Genomic DNA, 24,728 nt, shown 5'->3' with positions numbered 1-24,728 from the left:
CTTCCCGGGGGCTACTCGGCCCGCCACGGTCTGGTAACGTTGGGGCAGCGCGGCGCTCCGGCAAGGCCTCCCGACAGGACGTCCTGCCGAAGCACCCGCGACGTCGGGGATCCAGCGACCTGGAATCCCGCCATCGGATCCCGAAGGCCGGAGAGACCGCATGACCGAGATCCTGAACCGCTCCGCCCTCGATGCCGATCCTGCCCAGCCCCGTCCCGATCACGCCGTCGGGGCCGTGCAGGCCACCGACGCGGCGGGCACCCGTGTGCCGTCCGCGGGTCCCCACCGGGTGGTGATCGTCGGCGGCGGGTTCGGCGGGCTCACCACGGCGCGGGGTCTCGGGGGGGCGGAGGGCATCGCGGTCACGCTGATCGACCGGCGCAACCACCACCTGTTCCAGCCGCTGCTCTACCAGGTCGCCACCGCCGTCATCGCGCCGGGCGAGATCGCCGAGCCGATCCGGGCGATCCTGCGCCGGGACCGCAACGTCCGCGTGCTGATGGGCGAGGTCGAGGGCATCGACACCCAGGGCCGCGCCGCGATCCTGCGCGACGGCACCCGCATCCCCTACGACACGCTGGTCCTGGCGACCGGGGCCACCCACAGCTATTTCGGCCATCCCGAATGGGAGCGCTACGCCCCGGGGCTCAAGACCCTCGACGACGCCCGCCGGATCCGCGCCCGGGTGCTGCTCGCCTTCGAGGCCGCCGAGCGCGAGGACGATCCGGCCGCCCGCGAACGGCTGATGACCTTCGCGGTGATCGGCGGCGGGCCGACCGGGGTCGAGATGGCGGGCGCCATCGCGGGTCTCGCCCACCACGCCCTGTCGCAGGATTTCCGCCGCATCGACCCGACACAGGCCCGCATCCTCCTGATCGAGGCCGCGCCCCGGATCCTCGGCACCTTCTCGGACGACCTCTCGGCCTATAGCCGCAAGGCGCTCGAGGCGCTCGGCGTCACGGTGCTGACCGACCACGCGGTCGAGGACGTGTCGGAGCGGGGCATCACCGTCCAGGGCCGGCTGATCCCGGCCGCCACCGTGGTCTGGGGGGCGGGCGTCAGGGCCTCGCCGGCGGGCGAGTGGCTCGGCGTCGAGACGACGCGCCAGGGCCACGTCCCGGTCGGGCCGGACCTTGCGGTGATCGGCCGGCCGGGGGTCTACGCGCTCGGCGACCTCGCCATGGCGAAGGCCGAGGACGGCAAGCCTCTGCCGGGCCTCGCCCAAGTGGCGGACCAGCAGGGCCGCTATCTCGGCCGCTCGCTGCGCGAGCGCATCCTGAACGGCAAGGCGCCGCAGCCGTTCCGCTTCCGCAGCCGCGGCAACCTCGCGATCATCGGGCGCAATGCCGGCGTGGTGCGGTGGGACCACGTCAAGCTGAAGGGCTTCCTCGCCTGGCTGGTCTGGGGCGTCGCCCACGTCTACCTGCTGGTCGGCTTCCACAACCGGCTCGTCGTCACCCTGCGCTGGCTCTGGGCCTATGTCAGCTTCCAGCGCGGCGCCCGCCTGATCTCCGAGCGCGACGAGGCCGTGATGGCGCTCATCCGCGGCAAGACCCCGGCCGCGCCGCCGCCGCCCTGAGACCTGCCGGAGACGGAGCCGGATCGCCGAGCGAGCGGGTTCAACCGCGCCCGGGCGGGATAGGCAGGGCGGATGCGCCTCCGTCGTCGGGAGGGCGCCGGGCGGACCCGGCCGTCTCGGCGACCTGCCGGGGCGCACGGCTCACGGATGCCCAACCGTGCCCGTCGGGGTCGCGCCCCCCGCCGGGCGGTGCGACCTCAGGCGTGATCGTCGTGACGATGTCCTCGGACAGCCCCGCGCTCGCTGCGCAGTGGAATGCCCTCCCTCATCGTCCCGGACCGATCCCCGTAAGGGGGGAAAACCGTCTCGCCTTGCGGCGAGCGTCCGCTCAGCAGGCCGAGACGTTGACGGCGAGGCCGCCGAGCGACGTCTCCTTGTACTTGTCCTGCATGTCGTGGCCGGTCTGGCGCATCGTCTCGATGACCTGGTCGAGGCTGACGAAGTGCACCCCGTCGCCGTGCAGGGCGAGGGAGGCCGCCGCCACCGCCTTGTTGGCCCCGAAGGCGTTGCGCTCGATGCAGGGGATCTGGACGAGGCCGCCGATCGGGTCGCAGGTCATGCCGAGATGGTGCTCCATCGCGATCTCGGCGGCGTTCGCCACCTGGCGCGGGCAGCCGCCCAGCACCGTGGCGAGCCCCGCCGCCGCCATCGCGGCCGCCGAGCCGACCTCGCCCTGGCAGCCGACCTCGGCACCCGAGATCGAGGCGCGGCGCTTGATCAGCCCGCCGATCGCGGCGGCCGCCAGCAGGTAGTCGCGGCCGCGGGCGTCGGACCAGTCCGGGCAGAAATCGACGATGTAGCGCAGGACCGCCGGCACGATGCCGGCCGCCCCGTTGGTCGGCGCCGTGACCACGCGCCCGCCCGAGGCGTTCTCCTCGTTCACCGCGAGGGCGAAGAGGCCGATCCAGTCCATGATCTCGTGGGCCGGCCGGCTGTTGGCGAGTTTCTTGGCCTCCAGCGTCTCGTGCAGCCGCCGGGCGCGCCGGCGGACCTTGAGGCCGCCGGGCAGCTCGCCCTCCATCCGCAGGCCGCGGGCGATGCAGGCGAGCATCGCGTCGCGCAGGGCATCGAGGCCCGCCTCGATCTCGGCCTTCGGGCGCAGGGCGCATTCGTTGGCCATCTGGACCTGCGCGATCGACAGGCCGGTCTCGGCACAGACCCGCAGCAGGTCGGCGCCGCTGTCGAAGGGGTAGGGGACCGGGGCGGCCTCGATCCCCACCGGGCCGGTGTCTCCCTCCTCCTCGACGAAGCCGCCGCCGACGGAGTAGCACACCACCTCGTCGAGGAGGGCGCCGGCCGCGTCGAAGGCGCGGAACCGCATGCCGTTGGTGTGGCGCGGCAGGACCTCGGTGAAGTTGAGCGTCAGGTCGCGGGCGGGCGCGAAGGTCAGCCCCGGCAGCCCGATCTCGCCGGTCTCCGCCAGGGTCTTAGTGTACTCCGCCACCCGGTCGGGATCGACGGTGGCGGGCTCGTGGCCCAGGAGGCCGAGGAAGATCGCCACGTCGGTGCCGTGGCCCCGCCCGGTCCAGGCCAGCGAGCCGAAGATCTCGGCGCTGACCCGCGCCGTGCCGGGCAGGCCCGCCACGCGCTCGCGGAAGCGGCGCGCGGCGACCATCGGGCCGATCGTGTGCGAGCTCGACGGGCCGATGCCGATCTTGAACAGATCGAAGGCGCTGATCATCGGGCGGGGACCCGCTCCACCGGTTGCGCCGCGATCGCGGCCTCCTGGAGGAAGCCGTGCACGTAGGTCGCGAAGGAGCGCCAGCATTCGACCCGGTAGGCCGGCACCGGCCCGGCGTGGCGGATGAGCACGATCTCGGCCTTGCCGAGCAGCGTGCGGGTCGCGCGGCCCGCCGGGAAGGCGGCATCGCCGAGATCGAGCGGGCAGCCGGCGTTGAGAACCTCGGCCGCCAGCGCGCCGCTGACCTCGATGCCGACGTTGCGGTGCGAGATGTCGACCAGGGAATGGGCGCGGCCCTGGAGGTCGGCGGCCACCGCCTCCATGAGGAGGTCGGCCTCGCCCTCGGGCATTCCGATCAGCCACTCGTCGGGCCCGAGCCGCGCGACCCAGCGCCGGTCGTCGCCCGTCACCGTGTTGATCGGCCGGTCGAGGGGGAAACCTCCCGGGGAGAGGGGACCGCGCAGGCGCAGGGAGAAGCGCGCCTCGGCCTCGGCCGGCTGGACGAGGATGCCGCCGCGGGCCAAGGCGGGCGCCACCGGGCGCCCCAGCGGCAGGGTGCGGGCGGTGCGGTAGCGGACCTCAAGCATTGATGCGCTCCCCCTTGGGATCGAGGAATACCGGCTCGGCCACCGTGGCGGTGGTGAAGCCGTCCGGGGTCGTGACGTGGAGCGTCCGGCCCATGAGGTCGCGCCCGTCCGCCACGAGGGCGAGGGCGATGGAGCGCTGGCAATTCGCGCTCCAGTAGCTCGACGTGACGTGGCCGAGCATCCGCATCGGGATCGGCTGGCCCGGATCGGCGACGATCTGGGCGCCCTCGTCGAGGACGAGCTTCGGGTCGTCGGTGACGAGGCCGATCAGCTGCTTGCGGCCCTTGGCGACCACGTCGGGCCGCGCCAGGGAGCGCTTGCCGACGAAGTCCTTCTTCGCCTTGGCGATCATGCCGGCCAGGCCCACGTCGTCCGGCGTCACCGTGCCGTCCGTCTCCTGGCCGACGATGATGTAGCCCTTCTCGGCGCGCAGGACGTGCATCGTCTCCGTGCCGTAGGGGGTGATCCCGTGCGGCCGGCCCGCCTCCATGATCGCCTCCCAGACGGCGAGCGCCTGGTCGGAGGGCACGTTGATCTCGAAGCCGAGCTCGCCCGTGAACGACACGCGGAACAGCCGGGTCGGCACGCCGCAGATCGTGCCGGTGCGCATCGCCATGTGCGGGAAGGCCTGCGGCGACAGGTCGATGCCGTCGACCAGGGGCTCGATCACCGCGCGGGCCTTCGGGCCCTGGAGGGCGATCACCGCCCATTGCTCGGTGGTCGAGGTCAGGAAGACGTCGAGGTCGGGCCACTCGGTCTGGAGGTAGTCCTCCATGTGGGCGAGCACCCGGGCGGCGCCGCCGGTCGTGGTGGTGACGTGGAAGCACTCGGGCGAGACCCGGGCCACGACGCCGTCGTCGAGGATGTAGCCGTCCTCCTTGAGCATCAGCCCGTAGCGGCAGCGGCCGGGTTCGAGCTTGGCCCAGGGGTTGATGTACATCCGGTTCATGAACTCGGCCGCGTCCGGGCCGACGATCTCGATCTTGCCCAGCGTCGACGCGTCGAAGATGCCGACCCCCTCGCGCACCGCCTTGCACTCGCGGGCCACCGCCGCGTGCAGGTCCTCGCCCGGCTTCGGGAAGTACCAGGCGCGACGCCACAGGGCGACGTTCTCGAACAGCGCGCCATGGGCCTCGGCCCAGCCGTGGATCGGCGTGGTGCGGATCGGGTCGAACAGGGCGTGGCGCGCCGGGCCGACCAGGGCGCCGAAGGTGACGGGCGTGTAGGGCGGCCGGAACGTGGTGGTGCCGACGCCCGGCAGGGTCTTGTCGAGCTGCCCGGCGACGATGCCGAGCGCGTTCATGTTCGAGGTCTTGCCCTGGTCGGTCGCCATGCCGGTCGTGGTGTACCGCTTGACGTGCTCGATCGAGTGGAAGCCCTCGCGCACCGCGAGCTTGATGTCCTTGGCGGTGACGTCGTTCTGGAAATCGACGAAGGCCCGGATCTTGGTCGGGTTCGCGTCGGTCGGCATCACCCGCACCGGCTGGAAGCCGGTCGCGGTCGGCGTCGCCGCGAGGGGGTGCCGGGCGTCCGAGCCGGCCGCCGCCGCGCCCGCCGCATCGCCCTCGGTCAGGCAGGCGGCGAGGTCGTAGGTGCCCTTGGCCGCCCCCGCCGAGCGCTCGGCCTGCGCCGAGGTGCCCGGCACGAAGGCATCGATGTCCCAGTCGTAGTGGAGCTTGCCGCGGGACTGCGAGAACAGGTGCACGGCCGGCGTCCAGCCGCCCGACATGCCGACGCAGTCGCAGGAGAGGAGGCGGGAGGTCCCGATGCGCCCCTCGGGCCCGATCGGCGCGACGAGGAGCCCGGTCACCCGCTTGCCGCCCTTGGCGCCGAGCACGGTGTGGCCGGTCAGGACCTCGATCCCCGCCGCCCGCAGCCGCGCCGGCTCCGCCCCGCAATCGGTCTCGAGCCGCAGGTCGACGAGGGTGACCTCGGCCCCGGCCGCCTTGGCGTCGAGCGCCGCCCGATAGGCCGAGGCGCCGGCCGTCGCGAAGACGATGCGCCGGCCCGGCAGCACGCCGTAGCGGTTGACGAAGACCCGCACGCTCTCGGCCAGCATGATGCCGGGCCGGTCGTTGTCGGCGAAGACCAGCGGCCGCTCGTGGGCGCCGCCGGCCAGCACCACCTCGCCGGCGCGGACCTGCCAGAGCCGCTCGCGCGGCGCCTGCCCGCCGCCCGCCGGCAGGTGGTCGGTGACGCGCTCGGCGAGCGCGACGTGGTTGTGGTTGTAGTAGCCGAAGGCCGTGGTGCGCGGCAGCAGGATGACGTTCTCGCGCGCGTCGAGATCGGCCAGGGTCTCGGCGAGCCACGCGGCGGCGGGCCGCCCGTCGATCTCGGAGGTCAGGTCGTGCAGGAGCGAGCCGCCGGGCTCGGGCCCCTCGTCGGCCAGGATCACCCGCTTGCCGGTGCGCGCCGCCGCCAGCGCCGCCGCGAGGCCCGCGGGACCCGCGCCGACCACCAGCACGTCGCAATGGGCGTGGCGGTTGGCGTAGCGGTCCGGATCGGCCACGGCCGGCGCCTTGCCGAGGCCGGCCGCTGCGCGGATGAACGGCTCGTAGACCTTGTCCCAGAACTTCCGGGGCCACATGAAGGTCTTGTAGTAGAAGCCCGCGACGAAGACCGGCGACAGCAGGTCGTTGACCGCGCCGACATCGACCTCGAGCGAGGGCCAGTGGTTCTGCGACAGGGTCTTGAGCCCGTCGCGCGCCTCGACCACCGAGGCGCGGTTGTTCGGTTCGACCCGGCCGGGCCCGCGATCGACCGAGAGCAGCGCGCTCGGCTCGTCGGGCCCGTGGCTCAGGATGCCCCGCGGCCGGTGATACTTGAACGACCGGCCGACGAGGTGGATGCCGTTGGCGAGGAGCGCCGAGGCGACGGTGTCGCCGTGGTAGCCCTGCACGGTCCGGCCGTTGAACGTGAAGGTGAGCGGGCGCGCGCGGTCGATGCGGCCGCCCCGGGAGAGTCTGAACGGCTGTGCCATCACGCCCTCGCTTGAGTCACGGTGGAGTGGGTTGCGGTGGTGGGGATCTCGGCCGGCGCCGCCTCGGCGGGCCGGGAGGGCTCCGCGCCGATCGGGTAGGTCTCGATGAAGCGGTCGCTGACGGTGTCGCGCAGGGCGTTGAACCAGCGCCCGCAGCCGTGGCTGTGGCACCACCGCTCGGCGTGCACGCCGCGGGGGTTCGACCGGATGAACAGGTGCTCGCTCCAGGACTGGTCGTCGAGGGCGGCCGGATCGGCGGGCCGGGCGATGTGGGCTTGGCCGCCGCACCGGAACTCGGTCTCGGGTCGGTTACCGCAATAGGGGCAGGCGATCAGCAGCATCGGGCGCCTCGTGGCGGCGGAGGGGAGGGGGCGTCGCGGTGGAGGGGGAGGGCGCGCCCGGACGTCGCCGTCCGGGCGCGCGCATCAATGCGCGACGGCGGCCGCCGCGGCCTCGTCGATCAGGCGCCCGGTGCGGAAGCGCTCCAGGGTGAACGGCGCGTTGATCGCGTGCGGGGTGCCGGTGGCGAGGGTATGGGCGAAGACGTGGCCCGAGCCCGGGGTCGCCTTGAAGCCGCCGGTGCCCCAGCCGCAATTGACGAACAGGTTCTGCACCGGGGTCTTGCCGATGATCGGCGAGCGGTCCGGCGTCACGTCGACGATGCCGCCCCAGGAGCGCAGCATCCGCATCCGGGTGAATTGCGGAAACAGCTCGCAGATCGCGTCGAGGGTGTGGGTGGTGATGTGGAGACCGCCCTGCTGGCTGTAGGACGTGTACTGGTCGGTGCCGGCGCCGATGACCAATTCGCCCTTGTCCGACTGCGAGATGTAGGCGTGGACCGCGTTCGACATCACGACGCAGGGGAAGACCGGCTTGACCGGCTCCGAGACCAGGGCCTGGAGCGGGTAGCTCTCGAGCGGCATGCGCACGTCGGCCATCGCCATCACGGTCGAGGTGTGGCCGGCCGCCACCACGCCGATGCGCCCGGCCTGGATGAAGCCGCGGGTCGTCTCGACGCCGATCGCCGCCCCCGAGGCGTCGCGGCGGATGCCCTTGACCTCGCAGTTCTGGATGATGTCGACCCCGCGGGCATCGGCGCCGCGGGCATAGCCCCAGGCCACCGCGTCGTGGCGGGCGGTGCCGGCCCGGCGCTGCAGCGCGCCGCCGAGGACGGGGTAACGGAGCTTGTCCGAGATATCGATCGGCGGACAGAACTCCTTGCACTCTTCCTTCGACAGCCACTCGTTGTCGATGCCGTTGAGGCGGTTGGCGTAGACGTGGCGCTTGAAGCTCTGGACGTCGTGGATGTTGTGCGCGAGCATCAGGACGCCGCGCTGCGAGAACATCACGTTGTAGTTCAGCTCCTGGGACAGGCCCTCCCACAGCTTGAGCGCGTGCTCGTAGAGCGCGGCGCTCTCGTCGTAGAGGTAGTTGGAGCGGATGATCGTGGTGTTGCGGCCGGTATTGCCGCCGCCGATCCAGCCCTTCTCCAGCACCGCCACGTTGGTGATGCCGTGGACTGTGGCGAGATAATAGGCCGTGGCGAGGCCGTGACCGCCGCCTCCGACGATGACGACGTCGTAGGCGGCCTTGGGCTGCGGATCGCGCCACTGGCGGCCCCAGCCCTGGTGTCCCTTCAGGGATTCGGAGAGCAGCGACGTGAGGGAAAAGCGGCGCATCGGTCAGCCTCGCTGTGTTGAGGGATCATCGGCCGGGCGCCCCGCCGGAGCTTTCTCGACGGCGACCGCGAGTTTGAGATTTGCGACGCCGCCGGGGCAGGGCGTCGCCCATCGACTACGATTCCCCGCAGGATCGGGTATCCTGGAACGATTCTCGCTTTGTCGGAGCGGAAGCGATGCAGAGGACCGGGGCGCGGGCGATGGAACAGGCCGGATACGGGTCCGCCGTGGCGGTGGAGACGACCTCGGTCGGCTTCATGCTGGTGGCGCAGTTCTCGATGATCGCCTTCACCTCGGCGATCGAGCCCCTGCGCCTCGCGAACCGTGCGGCAGGGCGCGATCTCTACCGCTATTCGCTGTGGTCGGCGGACGGAAAGACCTGCGAGGCCTCGAACGGCGTCGAGGTCAGGGCGACGGGCCGGTTCGAGGAGGCGCAGGGCCTCGACATGCTCATCGTCTGCGGCGGGCTCGACATCCACCGCCACGACCATCATGCGCTCCAGAGCACCCTGCGCCGGAGCGCCGCCCGCGGCACGGCCATCGGGGCGGTCTGCACCGGCACCTACGTGCTGGCGAAGGCCGGACTCCTCGACGGCTACCGGGCGACGATCCACTGGGAGAACCTCGCGAGCCTCGCCTCCGAGCATGATTCCCTCGAGATCGGCTCCGACCTGTTCGAGATCGACCGCGCCCGCTTCACCTGCGCGGGCGGCACCGCGGCGGCCGACATGATGCTGTCGCTCATCGCCCGGGCGCACGGGGCGAGCCTCGCCTCCGACGTCGCCGACCAGCTGATCCACCACCGCATCCGCGAGGCCGACGAGCGCCAGCGCATGGACCTGCGCATGCGCCTGGGCGTCGCGCATCCCAAGCTCCTGCAGGTGGTCGCCCTGATGGAGAAGACCTTCGCCGAGCCGCTCGGCAGCCAGGCCCTGGCGGACACCGTGCGGCTGTCGAAGCGCCAGCTCGAACGGCTCTTCCTCAAGTATCTCGGGTGCTCTCCGGCCAAGCATTATCTGCATGTGCGCCTCGACCACGCCCGCCACCTGATCCGCCAGACGGCGATGCCGCTCCTCACCGTCGCGATCGAGTGCGGCTTCTCCTCCGCGTCGCATTTCTCCAAGGCCTATGTCGACCATTTCGGCCGGCCGCCGAGCGCCGAGCGCAAATCCTCGACGACCCCTCCCGTCCCGCGGGCCCGGCGCGAGGGTGCGGTCCGCCGAAGCGAGGTTGCGGGGCGTCGGGAGCCGGTCTGAGCGGGGACCGCTCCGAAGACGGTGCGGCTCTTCTGCCCGCTCCCCTCTCTCCTTTGGGAGCACGGTACACGACGCAGCAGGTTGTGCGATGCAGGCGCGACGGCTGTGAGCGTGAACCCTCCCCCCTCTGCGGGGGAGGGTGGCCCCTGCGTCAGCAGGGGCCGGGAGAGGGGGCGCCGCTTCCAGAGAGGTCGCGACCATGATGACGGTCGCCATCTGGAACAGCGGCGCGCTGCCCCTCTCCCGGCTTACTGCGTTCGCCACCCTCCCCCGCAGAGGGGGGAGGGGTCACGCTCACGGCCGTCGCGCCCGCACCGCAGAACCTGCTGTGTCGTGTACCGTGATGTAAAGAGAGAGGAAACGCGCCCTTCCCTGACAGCCCCGCCACGAGGGGAACCGGAAAGAGCCTGTATTGACCGCGGCTCGACGCGCAAACGGAAAGCGTGAATCCGGCAAGACCCTGCGAGGGTGACCACGCCCGCCCGGTCGTTACCGACAGGGCGGCCCGCCCGGATGGCCGCAGCCGTGGCCCGGTCCCGCGCCGTGGGGCGCCGGGCGGGGCATCTGCGGCATCGGCCGGGGGGCCATCGGCTGGGGCCGCGGGGCGGCCATCTGCGGCTGGCGCATCGCCTGGGCCTGCTGGCGCCGCATCGCGTCCTGCATCTGCTGCTGCTGGCGCTGCATCATCTGCTGCGCCTCGCCCCGCTGGCGCGCCTGAGCCTGGGCCTGCGCTTGCTGGGCCTGCTGGCGCATCGCCTGCTCCATCCGCATCCGGCGCAAGGGATCGTCGGCCTGTGGCGCCCGAGCGGCCGGGCGGGGCGGCTGCGCCATCGGCGACGGTGTCATGCGCGGCTGGGGCTGGGCGATCCGGGGGTGCATCGCCGGGGGCGGAGTGGGTTGTGCACCGGGGGGCATCCGCAGGGGTTGGGCGCTGCGCAGCGGCTGGACCTCACGCAACGGTTGGACTTGGCGCAAGGGGTGGACTTGGCGCAAGGGTTGGACTTGGCGCAAGGGTTGGACTTGGCGCAAGGGTTGGACTTGGCGCAACGGCGTGACCGGCGGGCGCACGCCCTGCGCCAGGCCGGCTGCCGTTTCTTGCGGCGGCGGAGCGGCCTGGATGCCGGACGGGGATGGACGGTCCGCCGGCGGCGTCGCGCCGGCCCGCGCCGCGGCGGGCGGAATCTGGTTGAGCCCCGCCCGGCCGGCGGGCGGCTCAGCGGGCCGTCCCGGACGGCCGGCGATGGCGGGCAGCGGCGTGCCGCCGGCGCCCGGCAGCGCCTGGACCGGGTTCGGGGCCGGGTTCGGCGCTGCTGGGCGCGGCTCGGCGGCAGGCGGGATCTGCCCCGGCAGGCTCGGCCGCAGGGCCGTCGCGCCCGGGGGCGGGCCGGGAGGCAGGCCGTCGTGCCGCGGGATCTGTCCGGGAGCGCCGGGCGGGCTCTCCGCCCTCCGGGCGAGGGCGGGCGGCAGGGCGACGCGGGCCGCCGCCGCCCCGATCACCGCGCCCGCGGCGGCACCGGCGACCGGCGCGAGGGCCGCCGCACCGGGGGACGCCCCGTGCGGCTCCGGCGCCACCGCGACCGGAGCGTGGAGGTTGTGGAACAGGACCGGGTTCGGCGGCGCCACCACGGCGGGCGGGGCGACCACGTAGGTCGGCACCGGAACGTAGGCCGGCACCGGCAGCAGGTAGGCCACGGGCGGCGGCGGGGGCGGGGCCAGCTCGACCAGCACGACCGGGGGCGGCGGCAGAAAGACCGCGGGCGGCGGCGGCAGGGCGTAGACCGGATCGTCGAGGACGAGGGCCGGGCGCTCGACATAGACGATCTCGTCGGGCGGCGGCGGCGGCACGTCGTAGGCGAAGGCCCGGTAATCCGGCGGCGGCGCCAGCGCCACGGCGAACGCCGAGAGGCGGCGACGGGCATCCCAGGCATGCGGACCGCGGGGATAGCGGGCGAGGTAGGACCAGTAGGAATCCGGCGTGTCCGCCATGGCGCTCGCGCGCCACGTCAGGGCCTCGCGCCGCGCCGCGATGATCGCGCGCACGCGCTTGGCCAGCGGGTCGCGGGGGTAGGCGGCGGTGAAGTCCTCGTAGGCCGGCAGGGTGTCGCGGGCGAGGCAGGCGGCGTAGGCCTCCCGCGCGCCGATCTCGCCGAGCGGCTTCTGCGGCGGCGCGAAGCCGGCGAGGGAGGGCGCGCCCGCCTCCCGCTCCAGGAAGACGAACGGCGCCTCGATGCGGGAGGCGCTCCACGGCACTTCGGCGCCGCGGGTCGTCTCGGCGACCCGCAGGCGCACCCGCTCGAACAGGGCGGCGGGCGCGAGGCCGCCCTCCCGGATCATCTCGACGAGGGCCAGCGCGTAGGCGCCGTAGGGGCCGGTCTCGGCCGGGCCGACGGTGCCGGGCGCGGCGTTGGTGGCGATCAGGCTGCCGGGCCCGGCCTCCATCAGCGGCAGGCCGCCGGCGAGCGGTTCGCCCTTGAGGTGGAAGGGCGAGGCCCGCGCGGCGTCCAGCACCACGAAGCGGGCCTTGAGCGGCAGGGCGGCGAGGCGTGCGACGTAATCCGAGATCCGCAAGGTCCGCAGCGGCACGTCGCTGGCGGTCTCGATCCGCGCGTCGACCGGGGCGAGATAGGCCTCGTTGGCGAGCTGCAGCCCGTAGCCGGAGAGGTAGAGGAACGCCACCGCGTCCGGTCCCGCCGCCGCGGCCTTGTCGGTGAAGTCGCGCAGGGTCCGCCTCAGGGAATCCTCGTCGAGGTCGCGGGCGCCGACGACGTCGAACCCCGCCGCCTGCAGCGTCTGGGCGACGAGGCCGGCATCGTTGGCGGCGGTCGCCAGCGCGCCGCCCGGATAGGCGCCGTTGCCGATCACGAGGGCGATGCGCCGCTCGGCGGGCGCGGCCGCCGCCGGCAAGAGGGGGGCGACGAGGCTCGCCAGCGCTGCGAGCGCGAGAACCAGATGGCGGAGCGGCGGCATGGCTTTGCCCTCCCGTGGCTGACGGGCCGCGGTCCTTCGCGGCGGATCGCACCGGATCGCCTGTTTTCCGGGCAGGACCAAGGCGTGCCCCATCTCGACCCCCGGCCCTTGAACCGGCACTGAACAATGCGGCATCACCCTTGCTGTGTCGCTTGCTGGTGCTGCGGCGCTTGCCGGTGCCGCGGCGCTTGCCGGAGAGGGAGCCTCGATGCCGGACAGACTGATCCACGCCGCCGCCAGCATCGCGCTGATGATCGCCATCGCGGTGCTGTTCTCGACCGACCGTCGGGCGATCCGGCCGCGGGTGGTGCTCTCGGCGCTCGCCGTGCAGGTGACGCTCGGCGCCCTGGTGCTGTTCTGGCCCCTCGGCCGCGCGGGCCTCGGCGCCGTCGCCGAGGCGGTCCAGGCGGTCTTGTCCTACGGCGACAAGGGCGTGGCGTTCCTGTTCGGCGGCCTCGTCGAGCCCAAGATGTTCGAATTGTTCGGCGGCGGCGGCTTCGTGCTGGCCCTGCGGGTCCTGCCGCAGATCATCTACGTCTCGGCGCTGATCGCCGTGCTCTACCATTTCGGCGTGATGCAGGCGCTCGCCCGGGCGCTCGGCGCGGCCTTGCAGCGGATTCTCGGCACGTCGCGCATCGAGACCTTCTCGGCGGTCATCACCATCTTCATCGGCCAGAGCGAGATCGCGGTGGCTTTGCGCCCCTTCCTGGCGCTGCTCACCGGGGCCGAGCTCTTCGCCGTGATGACGAGCGGGGCGGCCTCCACCGCCGGCTCGATCCTCGCCGGCTACGCCGCGCTCGGCGTGCCGATGCCCTACCTGCTCGCCGCCTCGTTCATGGCGATTCCCGGCGGGCTCCTCTACGCCAAGATCCTGGTCCCCTCGACCGGGCCGAGCCGGGTGACGACGATGCAGGTCACCTTCGGCGAGACCCGGGCGGTCAACGTGATCGAGGCCGCCGCCGACGGCACCCAGAAGGGCCTCGCGGTGGCGGCGGCGGTCGGCGCGATGCTGATCGCCTTCGTCGGCCTGATCGCGCTGCTGAACGGTCTCGTCGCCACCGCGGGCGGCCTCGTCGGCATGCCCGGCGCCTCGATCGAGGGCGGGCTCGGGTTCGTCCTGGCGCCGCTCGCCTGGCTCCTCGGCGTGCCCTGGGACCAGGCGACGCTGGTCGGCGGCGCCATCGGCCAGAAGCTCGCCTTCAACGAGTTCCTGGCCTACGCCAACCTCTCGCCGGTCCTGAAGAGCGGCGAGCTCGGCCCCCGCACCACCGCGATCCTGTGCTTCGCGCTGTGCGGCTTCGCCAACCTGTCGTCGATCGCGATCCAGCTCGCGAGCTTCGGCAGCCTGATCCCCGAGCGCCGCTCCGAGGTCGCGGCCTACGGCCTGCGGGCGATCCTCGCCGGCACCCTGTCGAACCTCACCAGCGCGGCGATCGCCGGGGTGTTCATCGGGGCGTGAGGCTCCGGTACACCGCCGTCTCGAACGCCAGAAAGTTCTCGACGGAGGCCGGATCGGCGAAGGGGAAGAGCTGCGTGCCCCAGAACCCGCCGACTCCCCTGGTCCGGTCGATCCAGAAATACAGGTTGGCGAGGCCCGCCCAGGCGAGCGAGCCGGCTGAGCGACCGGTCGGCGCCTCCTCGTCGTTGATCATGAAGCTCAGGCCCCAGGATTTCGGCATCCCGGGGAAGAACTCGGCGTCGTGGGAGAGGTGGCGTTTCACCCCCGGCAGGGCGTGGATCCTGAGATCCGTCCCGAGGCCGTTCGTCGCCGCCATGGCGACCGTCTCGGGCCGCAAAACCGTTCCGTGCGGGCCCGCGCCGTCGTTGAGCCACATCCGGATGAAGCGCAGGTAGTCCTCGGCGGTGGAGTAGAGCCCGTGGCCGCCCATCTCGACCTCGGGCTCCTGCGGCAGCTCGAAGCCGGCGATCTCCGTCAACGCGCCGTCCCCGCCACGCTGGTGCATCCGGGCGAGGCGGCCCCGCATCTCCTGGGTCAGCACGAAGCCGGTCGAGTCCATGCCGAGCGGCGCGAAGATCCGCTCCCGCATCACCGCCCCGAGGCGGCGGCCCGTCACCGCCTCGACCACCTGGCCGGCCCAGTCGATGTTGCTGCCGTATTCCCACGCCTCGCCGGGATCGAACAGCAGCGGGGTCATCAGCGAGGCGCGGGTGCCGCTGGTGACGGTCGCCTGCTTGCGCGCCCGCAGGAGCCGGGCGTAGCGCTCATTGAAGATGTCGTAGCCGAAGCCCGCCGTGTGCAGCAGCAGCATCCGGGTGGTGATCGGGCGCGCCGGCGGGCGCAGGCGCGGGGACCCGTCCTCGGCGAAGCCGTCGAGCACCTGGATCTCGCCGAGGTCCGGCACGTACGTGGCGGCCGGGGCGTCGAGGTCGAGCCGGCCCTCCTCGGCGAGCTGGAGGGCGGCGGTGGCGGTGACCGCCTTGGTGGTGGAAAAGATCGCCATCACCGTGTCGGTGGTCATCGGCGCGTCCGGCGCGCGCTGCCCGGCGGCGCCGGCATAGAGAATGCGGTCCCGATCCGTCGCCATCGCGACCACGCCGGTGAGCGCCGGGGACCCGGCCACCCCGCGCCGCAGGATCGCGTCGGCCGCTTCCGTCAGATCGTTGCCCATCCGCGTGTCCTCCCGGCCCGTGGCCGATCTCGTTGCGAGCCAGACTAAGCAGACTTGCGTGGGCAGGCCACACGGTACACGACATTGAAGAAAGTGGAGGCCACCACGCGGGCGTTCCACCCCCTTTCCCGGACGACTGGAGCGTCAGCGGAAGGAGATCCGGGATCCAGCAGAAGACATGCCGCGAAGCGGCTCAACCTGTTGCACCGTCGCAGACAATGAGACGCTTCGCGGCTTTTCGTGCTGGATTCCGGATCTCCTTCCGCTTCGCTTCAGTCGTCCGGAAAAGGGGTCGGTTTGCAATGGGTCATGAAGCCTGGCTGCACGGTTCCCGGCCAGGGTCGTGTACCGTGGGCAGGCCAACGCTTCGCCCGCTTAGGTTCTTGTTGTGTCGCAGATTTTTGCCGCCGATCGGTGTCCACTTCGGCGAAATCTGCTTAGATCGCCTCCGCCGCCCCGTCAGGCGGGACCGGACGGCGCCCGGACCGTCCGGAATGCCGGCGGCGCAGGCCTGACCCGAGGGAACGCCCCGGCCGGGCGCGCGATTGAACCGGCGCCGAGCGGACGGGGTGAGGACCTCGTTTCCGCCGGAGCAGGAGAACGCCCGTGACCCTCATCTCCCGCCGCGACACCCTGGCCGCCGCGGCCGCCGGCCTCGTCGGCACCGCCGCCACCGCCCAAGCGCAGGCACCGGCCGCCCCGTCGGGGCCGCAGCCGATCCGCGGCCGGGACGGCGCCGACATCCTCGGGCCGGTGAACCCGCCCCGGCAAGCGGAGGAACCCTTCACCACCCTGCCGCCGAAGACCGACCACGGCACGATGCCGAACCTCAAATGGTCGTTCACCGACAGCCACATGCGGATCGAGGAGGGGGGTTGGGCCCGCCAGACCACGACCCGCGAATTGCCGATCTCGACCGCGATGGCGGGCGTGAACATGCGCCTCAAGGCCGGCGTCGCCCGGGAGATGCATTGGCACAAGGAGGCCGAGTGGGCCTACATGCTCAAGGGCCGCGCCCGCATCACCGCCGTCGACCAGATGGGCCGCACCTTCGTGGACGACGTCGGCGAGGGCGACCTCTGGTACTTCCCCTCCGGCATCCCGCACTCGATCCAGGGCCTGCCGGGCGAGGTCGACGGCTGCGAGTTCCTGCTCGTCTTCGACGACGGCCATTTCTCGGAGGATTCGACCTTCCTCATCACCGACTGGCTCGCCCACACCCCGCGCGACATCCTGGCGAAGAATTTCGGCGTGCCGGAATCGGCGCTGGCCGGCTTGCCCGACAAGGAGAAATACATCTTCCCGGCGCCGATGCCGGGACCGATCGCCGGCGACAGGACCGGCGGCGCCGGGCCGGTGCCGGAGGGCTTCAGCTACCGCATGCTGGCCCAGGAGCCGATCCGCACCAAGGGCGGCTCCGTCCGCATCACCGATTCCAAGGTGTTTCCGGCCTCGAAGACCATCGCGGCGGCCCTCGTCGAGCTGGAGCCCGGCGCGATGCGCGAGCTGCACTGGCACCCCAACGGCGACGAGTGGCAGTACTACCTCTCGGGCCAGGGCCGGATGACGGTGTTCGGCTCCGAATCGAAGGCCCGGACCTTCGACTACCAGGGGGGCGACGTCGGCTACGTACCCTTCGCCATGGGCCACTACATCGAGAATACCGGCTCGACGCCGTTGCGCTTCCTGGAGCTCTTCCGCAGCCCGGCCTATGCCGACGTGTCGCTCAACCAGTGGATGGCGCTGACCCCACACGCTCTGGTCCGCGCGCATCTCAATATCGATGAATCGGTGCTGGCTGGGCTGCCGGTGAAGAAGACGCCGGTGGTGCCGGGATAAGACCGGTTCGCCTCGATGCTTGTTCGGACGGTGCTGACAGTCCCGATGTCATCCCGGGCTCCGCTGCGCGGCCCCGGGATGTTGGGGTGGACGGCCTCCGACGGCATCGAATGTGCCAGGTTGAGGACGTCGAACACCCAACCGAGGAGAGCGTCCGTACCGCCTCTCGCGCGACAAGCTGCTGCCGGCGCTCGAGAAGATCCCCGCCACCGTCGGGCCGGGCCGGTCGGCTGCGTTCCGCCGCCGCTCGAGGAGCGGCGGGACGCCGCCCTCGGTGAACGAGGAGGGGCAAGCACGGCCAAGGCCAGGGCGGAAGGCCAGAGCAGGATGAGGGACCCTGGGACCAGGACATTCCGCCGTGTCGTCGCGCGTCACGGCGCGTCGGGTTGTTGGGAGCCTGGTCTTCACAAGGGCATGCTTGTGCGAACCCCTCGGTGGCCCGCCGCCGTCCCGTCGCTGCACCGCGACGGCACGACGGCATCAGAGACCGGATACATGACTGCTCCTGAACCCACTGGCCGAAAGCCGATGCTCTCAACCCCTTGCGAAACGGGGGCCGTCCATACATGACCCGACGGATGGTCAGGGATCAGGCAAAGGGCTGCCCATCCGCTTTCGAGCGACCCGGGCATCCGGATCCTCTGCTCCGCTTCGCGGCCCGGCGACGATCCGGAGGGCGGCCGAGCCGGCGAACGACCCGGCGGGGTTCCGCATTCCGCGCCACGGCGGATCCATCCCCGCGATCCACAGCTCCGCACAACCCGCACGTGTCAGACACGTCCCGGCCTTGGTTTCGCCGAAGACGCGGCCGATGTCTTCGCTTGTGAACCCCTGCCGCCGCGCGTCGGCGTCTTGCCCGACGCGCCTGTTGAGCGAATCCGCGCAATCTTGACCGTTCTTGCGGTAAGAGGCGGGTAAGTTTAACGAAGCTATGGGGTTGGGGAGAGCGGTCCCCGGCGTCAGGGTGCCGGGACTCTGGAGCGGGAAGGCGGGGTTGTCCCATGGTGCGTCTGGCGAGGCGTCTGGCGATGCGTCCGGTGCTGGCGGCGAGCGGCTTGGCCGCCGCCCTGTCCCTCGGAGCCTGCCAGGATGCCGGCTTCTCCGCCGCCGGGTCCGCCCGCGCCCGTGAGCCGATCCCGCAGAAGACCGTCGCCCTGATGACGGCCAAGAACATGTCGGCCCGCGACCCGATCCTGATCCGCGCCTTCAAGAAGGAATCGGAGATGGAGGTCTGGAAGCGCGGGCCCGACGGGCAGTACGCGCTCCTCAAGACCTACCCGATCTGCCGCTGGTCGGGCCAGCTCGGCCCGAAGGTGCGGGAGGGCGACCGGCAGGCGCCCGAGGGGTTCTATCCCATCGCCATGGGACAGATGAACCCGAACTCGTCCTACTACCTCTCCTTCGACACCGGCTACCCGAACGCCTTCGACCGCGCCAACGGCCGCACCGGCAGCTACCTGATGGTGCACGGCACCTGCTCGTCGGCGGGCTGCTTCGCCATGACCGACGAGGCGATCGCCGAGATCTACGCCATCGCCCGCGAGGCCTTCGCCGGCGGGCAGCGGGCGTTCCAGTTTCAGTCCTATCCGTTCCGGATGACGGCGCAGAACCTCGCCAAGTTCCGCAACGACCCCAATATCGGCTTCTGGCGGAACCTGAAGGAGGGCTCGGACTACTTCGAGGCCCTGCATGAGGAGCCGCGGGTCGGCGTCTGCGGCACCCGCTACGTCTTCGGCGGCGCGGACGCGGCTGCCGGCGCCTGCAGCCCGAAGGTCGATCCGGTCGTCGTCGCCAAGCGCGAGAAGGACGAGGTCGAGGTGGCCGAGCTCGTCGCCAAGGGCACGGCGGCGACCCGCCTCGTCTACCAGGACGGCGGCCAACATCCGTTCTTCCGCGAGACCGCGCCGAGCACCCAGCTCTTCGCCGAGCAGCCACAGCCGCGACCGAACATGGGCACGATCAGCCGGCCCGAGGCCCTGGCGGCGGCGCCCGAAGAGATCACGATCGAGCCGAAGCTGAAGCCGGTCCTGCTCGCCAAGATCGACGCGAAGCACGAGAAGGGCAAGCACGGGGCGGTGAAGCCGACCGCGCTCGCCTTCGCGGCCCCGGCGACCAGCCCGGCCCCGATCCCGACCCGCGAGGCGGCCGAAGCGGTGGCTCCGGCGGGCCCGATCACGGTGGCGAGCGCCGACGGCGATCCGGCGGCCTATCGCAAGCTCCTCGGCAACCTGTTCGGCGGCGCGCCCGCAGCGCCCCCGGTCGCGCCGGCCGCTCTGCCGGCGGCAGATGCTGCCCCGGTCGCCGCGATCTCGCCCGCCGCGCCCCTGCCGAAGAAGGTCACGGCGCGACTTCATCCGGCCCCGGCCGCCCACCCGGCGGCGGCCACCGCCAAGGCGGACATGAAGGCGGACATGAAGGTCGACGGCCTCAACCCGGCCGGTGCCAAGAAGCCCGAGGCCAAGGCGACGGAGGGCAAGGCGACGGAGGTCAAGCCCGCGTCCAAGGCCGGAGAGAGCAAGCCGGCCGAGAAGGCCCCGGAGACCGGCAAGCGCACCGAAGGCCACGGCCGCAACCGCGTCGCCGCTTCGCAGCCGGCGAATTGAGAGCGTCCGTCGGGTCGCTCGCCCGTTCCCGACACCCTCGATGTCATCCCGGGGCCGCGTAGCGGAACCCGGGATCCATTGCCGCTGACAAGGCAGCACCGGGCGGGCCCGCTCCGCTCCGGCTGCCATGAGCCCGGCCTGCGTCCTCCGCCGCCACCGGCCGCGCCGACGCCCTCGGGCCGGGCGAGACCACGGGGACGCCCGCCCGCGTCGCGAGGACCGATCCTACGATCGCCCCGGGCATCGTCTCGGTGGCGCAATCCCGCGTAATCGCACAGGTGAGGTCGCCGCCCCAAGCTCGTCACGAGCGGGCTTCGCAGGGCCGTGGGCGGGCGCGGCAGGCGCCTGGGAGAGGCTGCATCTCCCGGGCTTGACGGCCAACGGCGGGCGATCAACGCAGAGGATACATCACCCTCACCCCCGCCCGAGCGCCGCCCGCACCAGCCGCACCGCGTCCTCGCTCGCCCAGTCCGCAGGGCCCTTCATCACGCCGATCTCGCAGCCATGGGGGTCGATCAGGAAGGTGGTGGGCAGGCCCACCACGTCGCCGCCCTGCTGCAGCACCGGCAGCGCCCGCCCGCCCGGATCGGCATAATAGGCGAGGCGCGCGATCCCGTTCTCCTTCATCCAGAGCGGCGGCCGCTCGGGGTTGCGGGTGTCGAGGTTGAGGGCCACCACCTCGAAATCGGTGCTCCCGAGCGCGCCCTGGAGGCGGTCGAGGGCCGGCATCTCCGCCTTGCACGGCGCGCACCAGGTCGCCCACAGATTCAGCAGGATCGTGCGGCCCTTGAGGTCGGCAAGCGTGCGCGGCTGCCCGTCCGGACCGGTGAAGGTCAGGGCGGGCGCGGGCTTCGGGCTCGCGGCGACCTGGAGCGCCGCGACCTCGCCGCGGGCGAGCGGCGCGACCCGGGAGGCGGTGGCCTTCGCCAGGGGGCAGGCGCCGCCGTTGCTCCCGCCCGCAACCCCGTATAGGGCAGCCCCGAGGCCGAGGATTGCGGCGAGCCCCCCCGCGACCAGTGCGAGGCGGGTTTTTCGCGGTGATGCGAGACGAGGTGAGGACATGAGCAACCGGATGTGGGGCGGGCGCTTCGCGAGCGGCCCCGCCGAGATCATGGAGGAGATCAACGCCTCCATCGGCTTCGACAAGCGCCTCGCCCCCCAGGACATCCGGGGCTCGCTGGCCCATGTCGCGATGCTGGGCAAGGCGGGGATCCTGCCGGCCGAGGATGTGGCGAAGATCGAGGCCGGGCTCAAGTCCGTCCAGTCCGAGATCGAGGCCGGCACCTTCGAGTTCCGCCGCGAGCTCGAGGACATCCACATGAGCGTCGAGAGCCGGTTGCGCGAGATCGTCGGCCCCACGGCCGGCCGCCTCCACACCGCGCGCTCGCGCAACGACCAGGTCGCCACCGACATGCGCCTGTGGGTGCGCGACACCCTCGACGCCCTCGACGGCCAGGCCGCCGACCTCCAGCAGGCCATGGCCGAGCTGGCGCTGAAGCATGCCGGCACGGTGATGCCGGGCTTCACTCACCTGCAATCGGCCCAGCCCGTCACCTTCGGGCATCATCTCCTCGCTTACGTCGAGATGCTGAACCGCGACCGCGGCCGGTTCCGCGACGCCCGCGCCCGCCTCAACGAATGCCCGCTCGGCGCCGCCGCGCTCGCCGGCACCTCGTTCCCGATCGACCGCCACGCGACTGCGAGCAGCCTCGGCTTCGACCGGCCGACGGCGAACTCCCTCGATTCGGTGGCCGACCGCGACTTCGCCCTGGAGGCCCTGTCGGCGGCGGCGATCGCGGCGGTGCACCTGTCGCGGTTCGCGGAAGAGATCGTGGTCTGGACCTCGGCGCAGTTCGGCTTCGTCAAGCTGTCGGACCGGTTCACCACCGGCTCCTCGATCATGCCGCAGAAGCGCAACCCCGACGCCGCCGAGCTGGTGCGGGCGAAGTCGGGCCGGGTCATCGGCGCCCTGTCGGGCCTGCTCATCGTCATGAAGGGCCTGCCGCTCGCCTATTCCAAGGACATGCAGGAGGACAAGGAGGGCACCTTCGACGCGCTCCAGACCCTCTCGCTGTGCCTCGCCGCCATGGCGGGCATGGTCCGCGACCTGGAGCCGGTGCCGGACGTCCTGAAGGTGGCGGCCGGCTCCGGCTACGCCACCGCCACCGACCTCGCCGACTGGCTGGTGCGCGAGCTCGGCCTGCCGTTCCGCGATGCCCACCACGTCACCGGCCGCCTCGTCGGCGAGGCCTCGTCCCGCGGCATCGGCCTCGAGGCGCTGCCGCTCGACGTGATGCAGGCCGAGGAGCCGCGCATCACCGACGCCGTCTTCGCGGTGCTCGGCGTCGAGAACTCGGTGGCGAGCCGCACCAGCTACGGCGGCACCGCGCCGGACAACGTGCGGGCGCAGGCCGAAGGCTGGCTGAAGCGGCTCGCCGGCGAGACGGCCTGAGCGATTTTCACCTCGCGCACCCCCTTCGCGACCTCATCCTGCGGTGTCGGTCCATCATCGATGGACTGACCTCGAAGGAGGGTTCCAGGGATCGCGGAGATTCCTGGAGCCCTCCTTCGAGGCTCGCCTCGCTCACACCTCAGGATGAGGTTCCGGGTGGGTGAGGGCGAGCACTCGTGTTAGTTCCTAGCGGCATCGAACAAGCTCGACCATCACGGGAGGAACCACCATGGATCTCGGTCTCAAGGGCAAGCGCGCCCTCGTCCTGTCGTCCAGTCGCGGCCTGGGCCGCGGCATCGCCGAAGCCCTGGCGGCCGAGGGTGCGGACGTGCTGCTCACCGCCCGCACCGCCGAGCGCCTGGACGAGGCGGTGGCGGCGATCAACGCCCGCGGCCAGGGCCGCGCCTACGCCTTCGCGGGCCCCCTGAAGGACAATGTCGAGGCGATCCATGCCGCGGCGCAGGAGCATCTCGGCGGGGTCGACATCCTGATCGCCAATACCGGCGGTCCCCCGGCCGGCACGGCGCTGACCGTGCAGCCCGAGGCCTGGACGCCCCAGTTCGAGGCGATGGTGACCCCGGTCTTCCGCCTCGCCGGGCTCGTCCTGCCGGGCATGCGCCAGTCCGGCTTCGGCCGCATCGTCGTGGTGGCCTCGAGCGGCGTCGAGCAGCCGATCCCGAACCTCGTGATGTCGAACGCGCTCCGCGCCTCGATCGCCGGCTGGGCCAAGACCCTCTCGGCCGAGGTCGCGGCCGACGGCGTCACCGTCAACATGATTCTGCCCGGCCGGATCGAGACCGACCGTACCGGCGAGCTCGACACCGCCAACGCCAAGGCCCAGGGCAAGTCGCGCGAGGAGATCGCCGAGGCCGCCCGCGCGGCGATCCCGGCCAAGCGCTACGGCAAGGTCCAGGAATTCGCCGACGTGGCGTGCTTCCTGGCCTCGGAGCGGGCCTCCTATGTCACCGGCAGCATGATCCGGGTCGACGGCGGAGCCGTGCGGTCGATCTGACGAGGTTCGTGGGGCGGGACGACAGTCGTCTCGCCCCAGCCCTTCTCCAAGGCCGATGACCTATTCGGAGGAGAAAAAGGCGCGGGTCCCTCCTCTCCCCGCGGGCGGGGAGAGGTGATTTCCACGCGTCACGTCGTTCCCCGGAGCGCCTTGATGGAAACCAAGGCAGGGTAGACGAAACGAGAAAGGGCGGCCCCGACGGGACCGCCCTTTTTCATCTCCGAATCGGCCGCGCCGGCCTACTGCCGCTTGCCCCAGCGGACGCCCGGCGCCGGCCCGGCGCCCGCGGCAAGCTGGCCGATCGCCGGGCCGCTGGCATCGCCCGGGTGGTGCTGCGAGCCGGGGCCCATCGGTTCGGCGGCGATCAGGTCCGGGGTCGCGGCCATCTCGGGGGTGCCGCGGCCGGTGGCGAACTGGCCGGCCTTGCGGAAGCGCCAGAGGTAGCCCGGCACCACCGCCTCGACCGCCGTCGGGGCGATGCCGATCCCCTCGATCGTACGGCCTTCCGACTTGGCCGCCTCGGACACGACGTTGTCGCTCTGGAGCAGGGTGACCTGGTCGCGGGTGAGCTTGAGGGTGTCGGGCAGGAGGCCGAGCGTCGCGGTGTCGACGAATTCCATCACCCGGGCCTGGAGTCGGGCGGCGGGGCTCGGCAGCGGCAGCACCACGCGGCTGCGCATCGTCACCTTGAGGGTGTACTCGACGAGCTGCTGCAGCGTCAGGATCTCCGGCCCGCCGAGCTCGTAGACCCGGCCGCCCTGAAGCCCGCCCTCGACCGCCCGGGCGATCGCCTCGGCGACGTCGCCGGCGAAGACCGGCTGCATCCGGGCCTCGGCGCCGGCGAGCGGCAGCACCGGCAGCATCCGGGCGAGCGACGCGAAACGGTTGAAGAAGCTGTCGCCCGGCCCGAACACGATCGAGGGACGGAACACCACCGCGTCCGGCCGCGCCTCGAACACCCGGGCCTCGCCGATCGCCTTCGAGCGGGCATAGGCCGAGGCGGAATGCGCGTCGGCGCCGAGCGCCGAGACGTGGACCATCGGGGCGCCGACCGCGGCGGCGGCCCGGGCGACCTCGGCAGCGCCGTCGGCCTGGAGGCGCTGGAAGCTCTGGCTGCCGGTTTCCTGCAGGATGCCCACGAGGTTGACGACGATGTCGGCGTGCTCGGCGGCCCGCACGATCGAAGCGGGGTTGCGCAGGTTGGCCTGCACGCCGACGATCTGGCCGACGCGGCCGAGGGGCTGGAGGAACTGTGCGAGGTCGGGCCGGCGCACCGCCACCCGGATCCGGTAGCCGCGCTTGGCGAGCGCCCGCACGACGTGGCGGCCGAGGAAGCCCGATCCCCCGAACACGGTCACGAGCTGCGAGGCGGGCCGGGTCAGGCCGACATGGTCGAAGCCGGTCATGGTCGTGGGGTCCTTCCGCGGGTCTTCACCGGGGCTCTCGTCGGCTCCTTAGTCGAG

Annotated in this window: 16 protein-coding genes; 7 read left to right on the top strand and 9 right to left on the bottom strand. The window is 72.1% G+C overall.

Annotated features, from left to right (window positions below):
• The first annotated feature begins 160 nt into the window (after positions 1-160).
• Positions 161-1,579: an NAD(P)/FAD-dependent oxidoreductase gene (locus miv_RS30145; RefSeq protein ID WP_207180687.1), complete on the top strand. Its 1,419-nt coding sequence runs from the start codon at positions 161-163 to the stop codon at positions 1,577-1,579.
• Between the two features lie 328 nt (positions 1,580-1,907).
• Here the strand turns inward: miv_RS30145 and miv_RS30140 are convergent, their stop codons facing one another.
• The 5 genes from miv_RS30140 to miv_RS30120 form a co-directional block, all read right to left on the bottom strand.
• Complete coding sequence (locus tag miv_RS30140) at positions 1,908-3,260, bottom strand: L-serine ammonia-lyase (RefSeq protein WP_048430354.1); 1,353 nt, start codon at positions 3,258-3,260, stop codon at positions 1,908-1,910.
• Entirely contained in the window at positions 3,257-3,847 is a 591-nt protein-coding gene (locus miv_RS30135) for a sarcosine oxidase subunit gamma (protein ID WP_048430355.1), read from the bottom strand. The genes miv_RS30140 and miv_RS30135 overlap by 4 nt, the downstream gene beginning before the upstream one ends.
• Positions 3,840-6,827, bottom strand: coding sequence for a sarcosine oxidase subunit alpha family protein (locus tag miv_RS30130; protein ID WP_207180685.1), 2,988 nt, complete (start codon positions 6,825-6,827; stop codon positions 3,840-3,842). Before miv_RS30130 ends, miv_RS30135 begins: the two co-directional genes overlap by 8 nt.
• Positions 6,827-7,168 carry a sarcosine oxidase subunit delta gene (locus tag miv_RS30125; protein WP_058618792.1) on the bottom strand — a complete coding sequence of 114 codons (342 nt, stop codon included), beginning with the start codon at positions 7,166-7,168 and terminating at the stop codon, positions 6,827-6,829. Before miv_RS30125 ends, miv_RS30130 begins: the two co-directional genes overlap by 1 nt.
• 84 nt (positions 7,169-7,252) lie before the next feature.
• Positions 7,253-8,506 carry a sarcosine oxidase subunit beta family protein gene (locus miv_RS30120; RefSeq protein WP_048431262.1) on the bottom strand — a complete coding sequence of 418 codons (1,254 nt, stop codon included), beginning with the start codon at positions 8,504-8,506 and terminating at the stop codon, positions 7,253-7,255.
• Positions 8,507-8,706: 200 nt separating this feature from the next.
• Here miv_RS30120 and miv_RS30115 point away from each other — a divergent pair, with 200 nt between their 5' ends.
• Positions 8,707-9,762 (top strand): GlxA family transcriptional regulator, encoded by a 1,056-nt coding sequence (locus tag miv_RS30115; protein WP_244749107.1) that lies wholly within the window; start codon positions 8,707-8,709, stop codon positions 9,760-9,762.
• Between the two features lie 489 nt (positions 9,763-10,251).
• Here miv_RS30115 and miv_RS30110 read toward each other — a convergent pair whose 3' ends face one another.
• Positions 10,252-12,729: a caspase family protein gene (locus miv_RS30110; RefSeq protein WP_207180682.1), complete on the bottom strand. Its 2,478-nt coding sequence runs from the start codon at positions 12,727-12,729 to the stop codon at positions 10,252-10,254.
• Between the two features lie 208 nt (positions 12,730-12,937).
• Between miv_RS30110 and miv_RS30105 the strand changes: the two genes are divergently transcribed.
• The gene (locus miv_RS30105; RefSeq protein WP_207180680.1) at positions 12,938-14,188 is read left to right on the top strand and encodes a NupC/NupG family nucleoside CNT transporter; all 1,251 of its coding nucleotides are present in this window, start codon (positions 12,938-12,940) and stop codon (positions 14,186-14,188) included.
• On the opposite strand, the gene acmB is transcribed toward miv_RS30105, so the two are convergent.
• Positions 14,175-15,359 (bottom strand): methyl acetate hydrolase AcmB, encoded by a 1,185-nt coding sequence (gene acmB / locus miv_RS30100; protein ID WP_207180678.1) that lies wholly within the window; start codon positions 15,357-15,359, stop codon positions 14,175-14,177. The genes miv_RS30105 and acmB overlap by 14 nt on opposite strands.
• A 606-nt stretch (positions 15,360-15,965) precedes the next feature.
• On the opposite strand from acmB, the gene miv_RS30095 reads away from it, so the two are divergent.
• Together miv_RS30095 and miv_RS30090 are read left to right on the top strand one after the other, a co-directional pair.
• Entirely contained in the window at positions 15,966-17,198 is a 1,233-nt protein-coding gene (locus miv_RS30095) for an oxalate decarboxylase family bicupin (protein ID WP_048431071.1), read from the top strand.
• A 1,028-nt stretch (positions 17,199-18,226) separates the two neighbouring features.
• A complete protein-coding gene (locus tag miv_RS30090) occupies positions 18,227-19,801 on the top strand; it encodes a L,D-transpeptidase family protein (RefSeq protein ID WP_244748802.1) in 1,575 nt (524 codons plus the stop codon).
• A gap of 414 nt (positions 19,802-20,215) precedes the next feature.
• Here miv_RS30090 and tlpA read toward each other — a convergent pair whose 3' ends face one another.
• The gene (tlpA, locus tag miv_RS30085; protein ID WP_207180676.1) at positions 20,216-20,863 is read right to left on the bottom strand and encodes a thiol:disulfide interchange protein TlpA; all 648 of its coding nucleotides are present in this window, start codon (positions 20,861-20,863) and stop codon (positions 20,216-20,218) included.
• Between tlpA and argH the strand changes: the two genes are divergently transcribed.
• Positions 20,862-22,253 carry an argininosuccinate lyase gene (gene argH, locus miv_RS30080; RefSeq protein WP_207180674.1) on the top strand — a complete coding sequence of 464 codons (1,392 nt, stop codon included), beginning with the start codon at positions 20,862-20,864 and terminating at the stop codon, positions 22,251-22,253. The two genes, tlpA and argH, sit on opposite strands and share 2 nt — an antisense overlap.
• 229 nt (positions 22,254-22,482) lie before the next feature.
• A complete protein-coding gene (locus miv_RS30075) occupies positions 22,483-23,265 on the top strand; it encodes an SDR family oxidoreductase (protein ID WP_048430954.1) in 783 nt (260 codons plus the stop codon).
• A 239-nt stretch (positions 23,266-23,504) separates the two neighbouring features.
• Here miv_RS30075 and miv_RS30070 read toward each other — a convergent pair whose 3' ends face one another.
• A complete protein-coding gene (locus tag miv_RS30070; RefSeq protein WP_058618724.1) occupies positions 23,505-24,671 on the bottom strand; it encodes a complex I NDUFA9 subunit family protein in 1,167 nt (388 codons plus the stop codon).
• Positions 24,672-24,728: the final 57 nt, after the last annotated feature.

This window comes from Methylobacterium indicum (assembly GCF_017347565.1).
Classification (GTDB): domain Bacteria; phylum Pseudomonadota; class Alphaproteobacteria; order Rhizobiales; family Beijerinckiaceae; genus Methylobacterium; species Methylobacterium indicum.
Note: the sequence above shows the minus strand (reverse complement) of the source record. Positions and strands in the feature narration are given on the sequence as shown.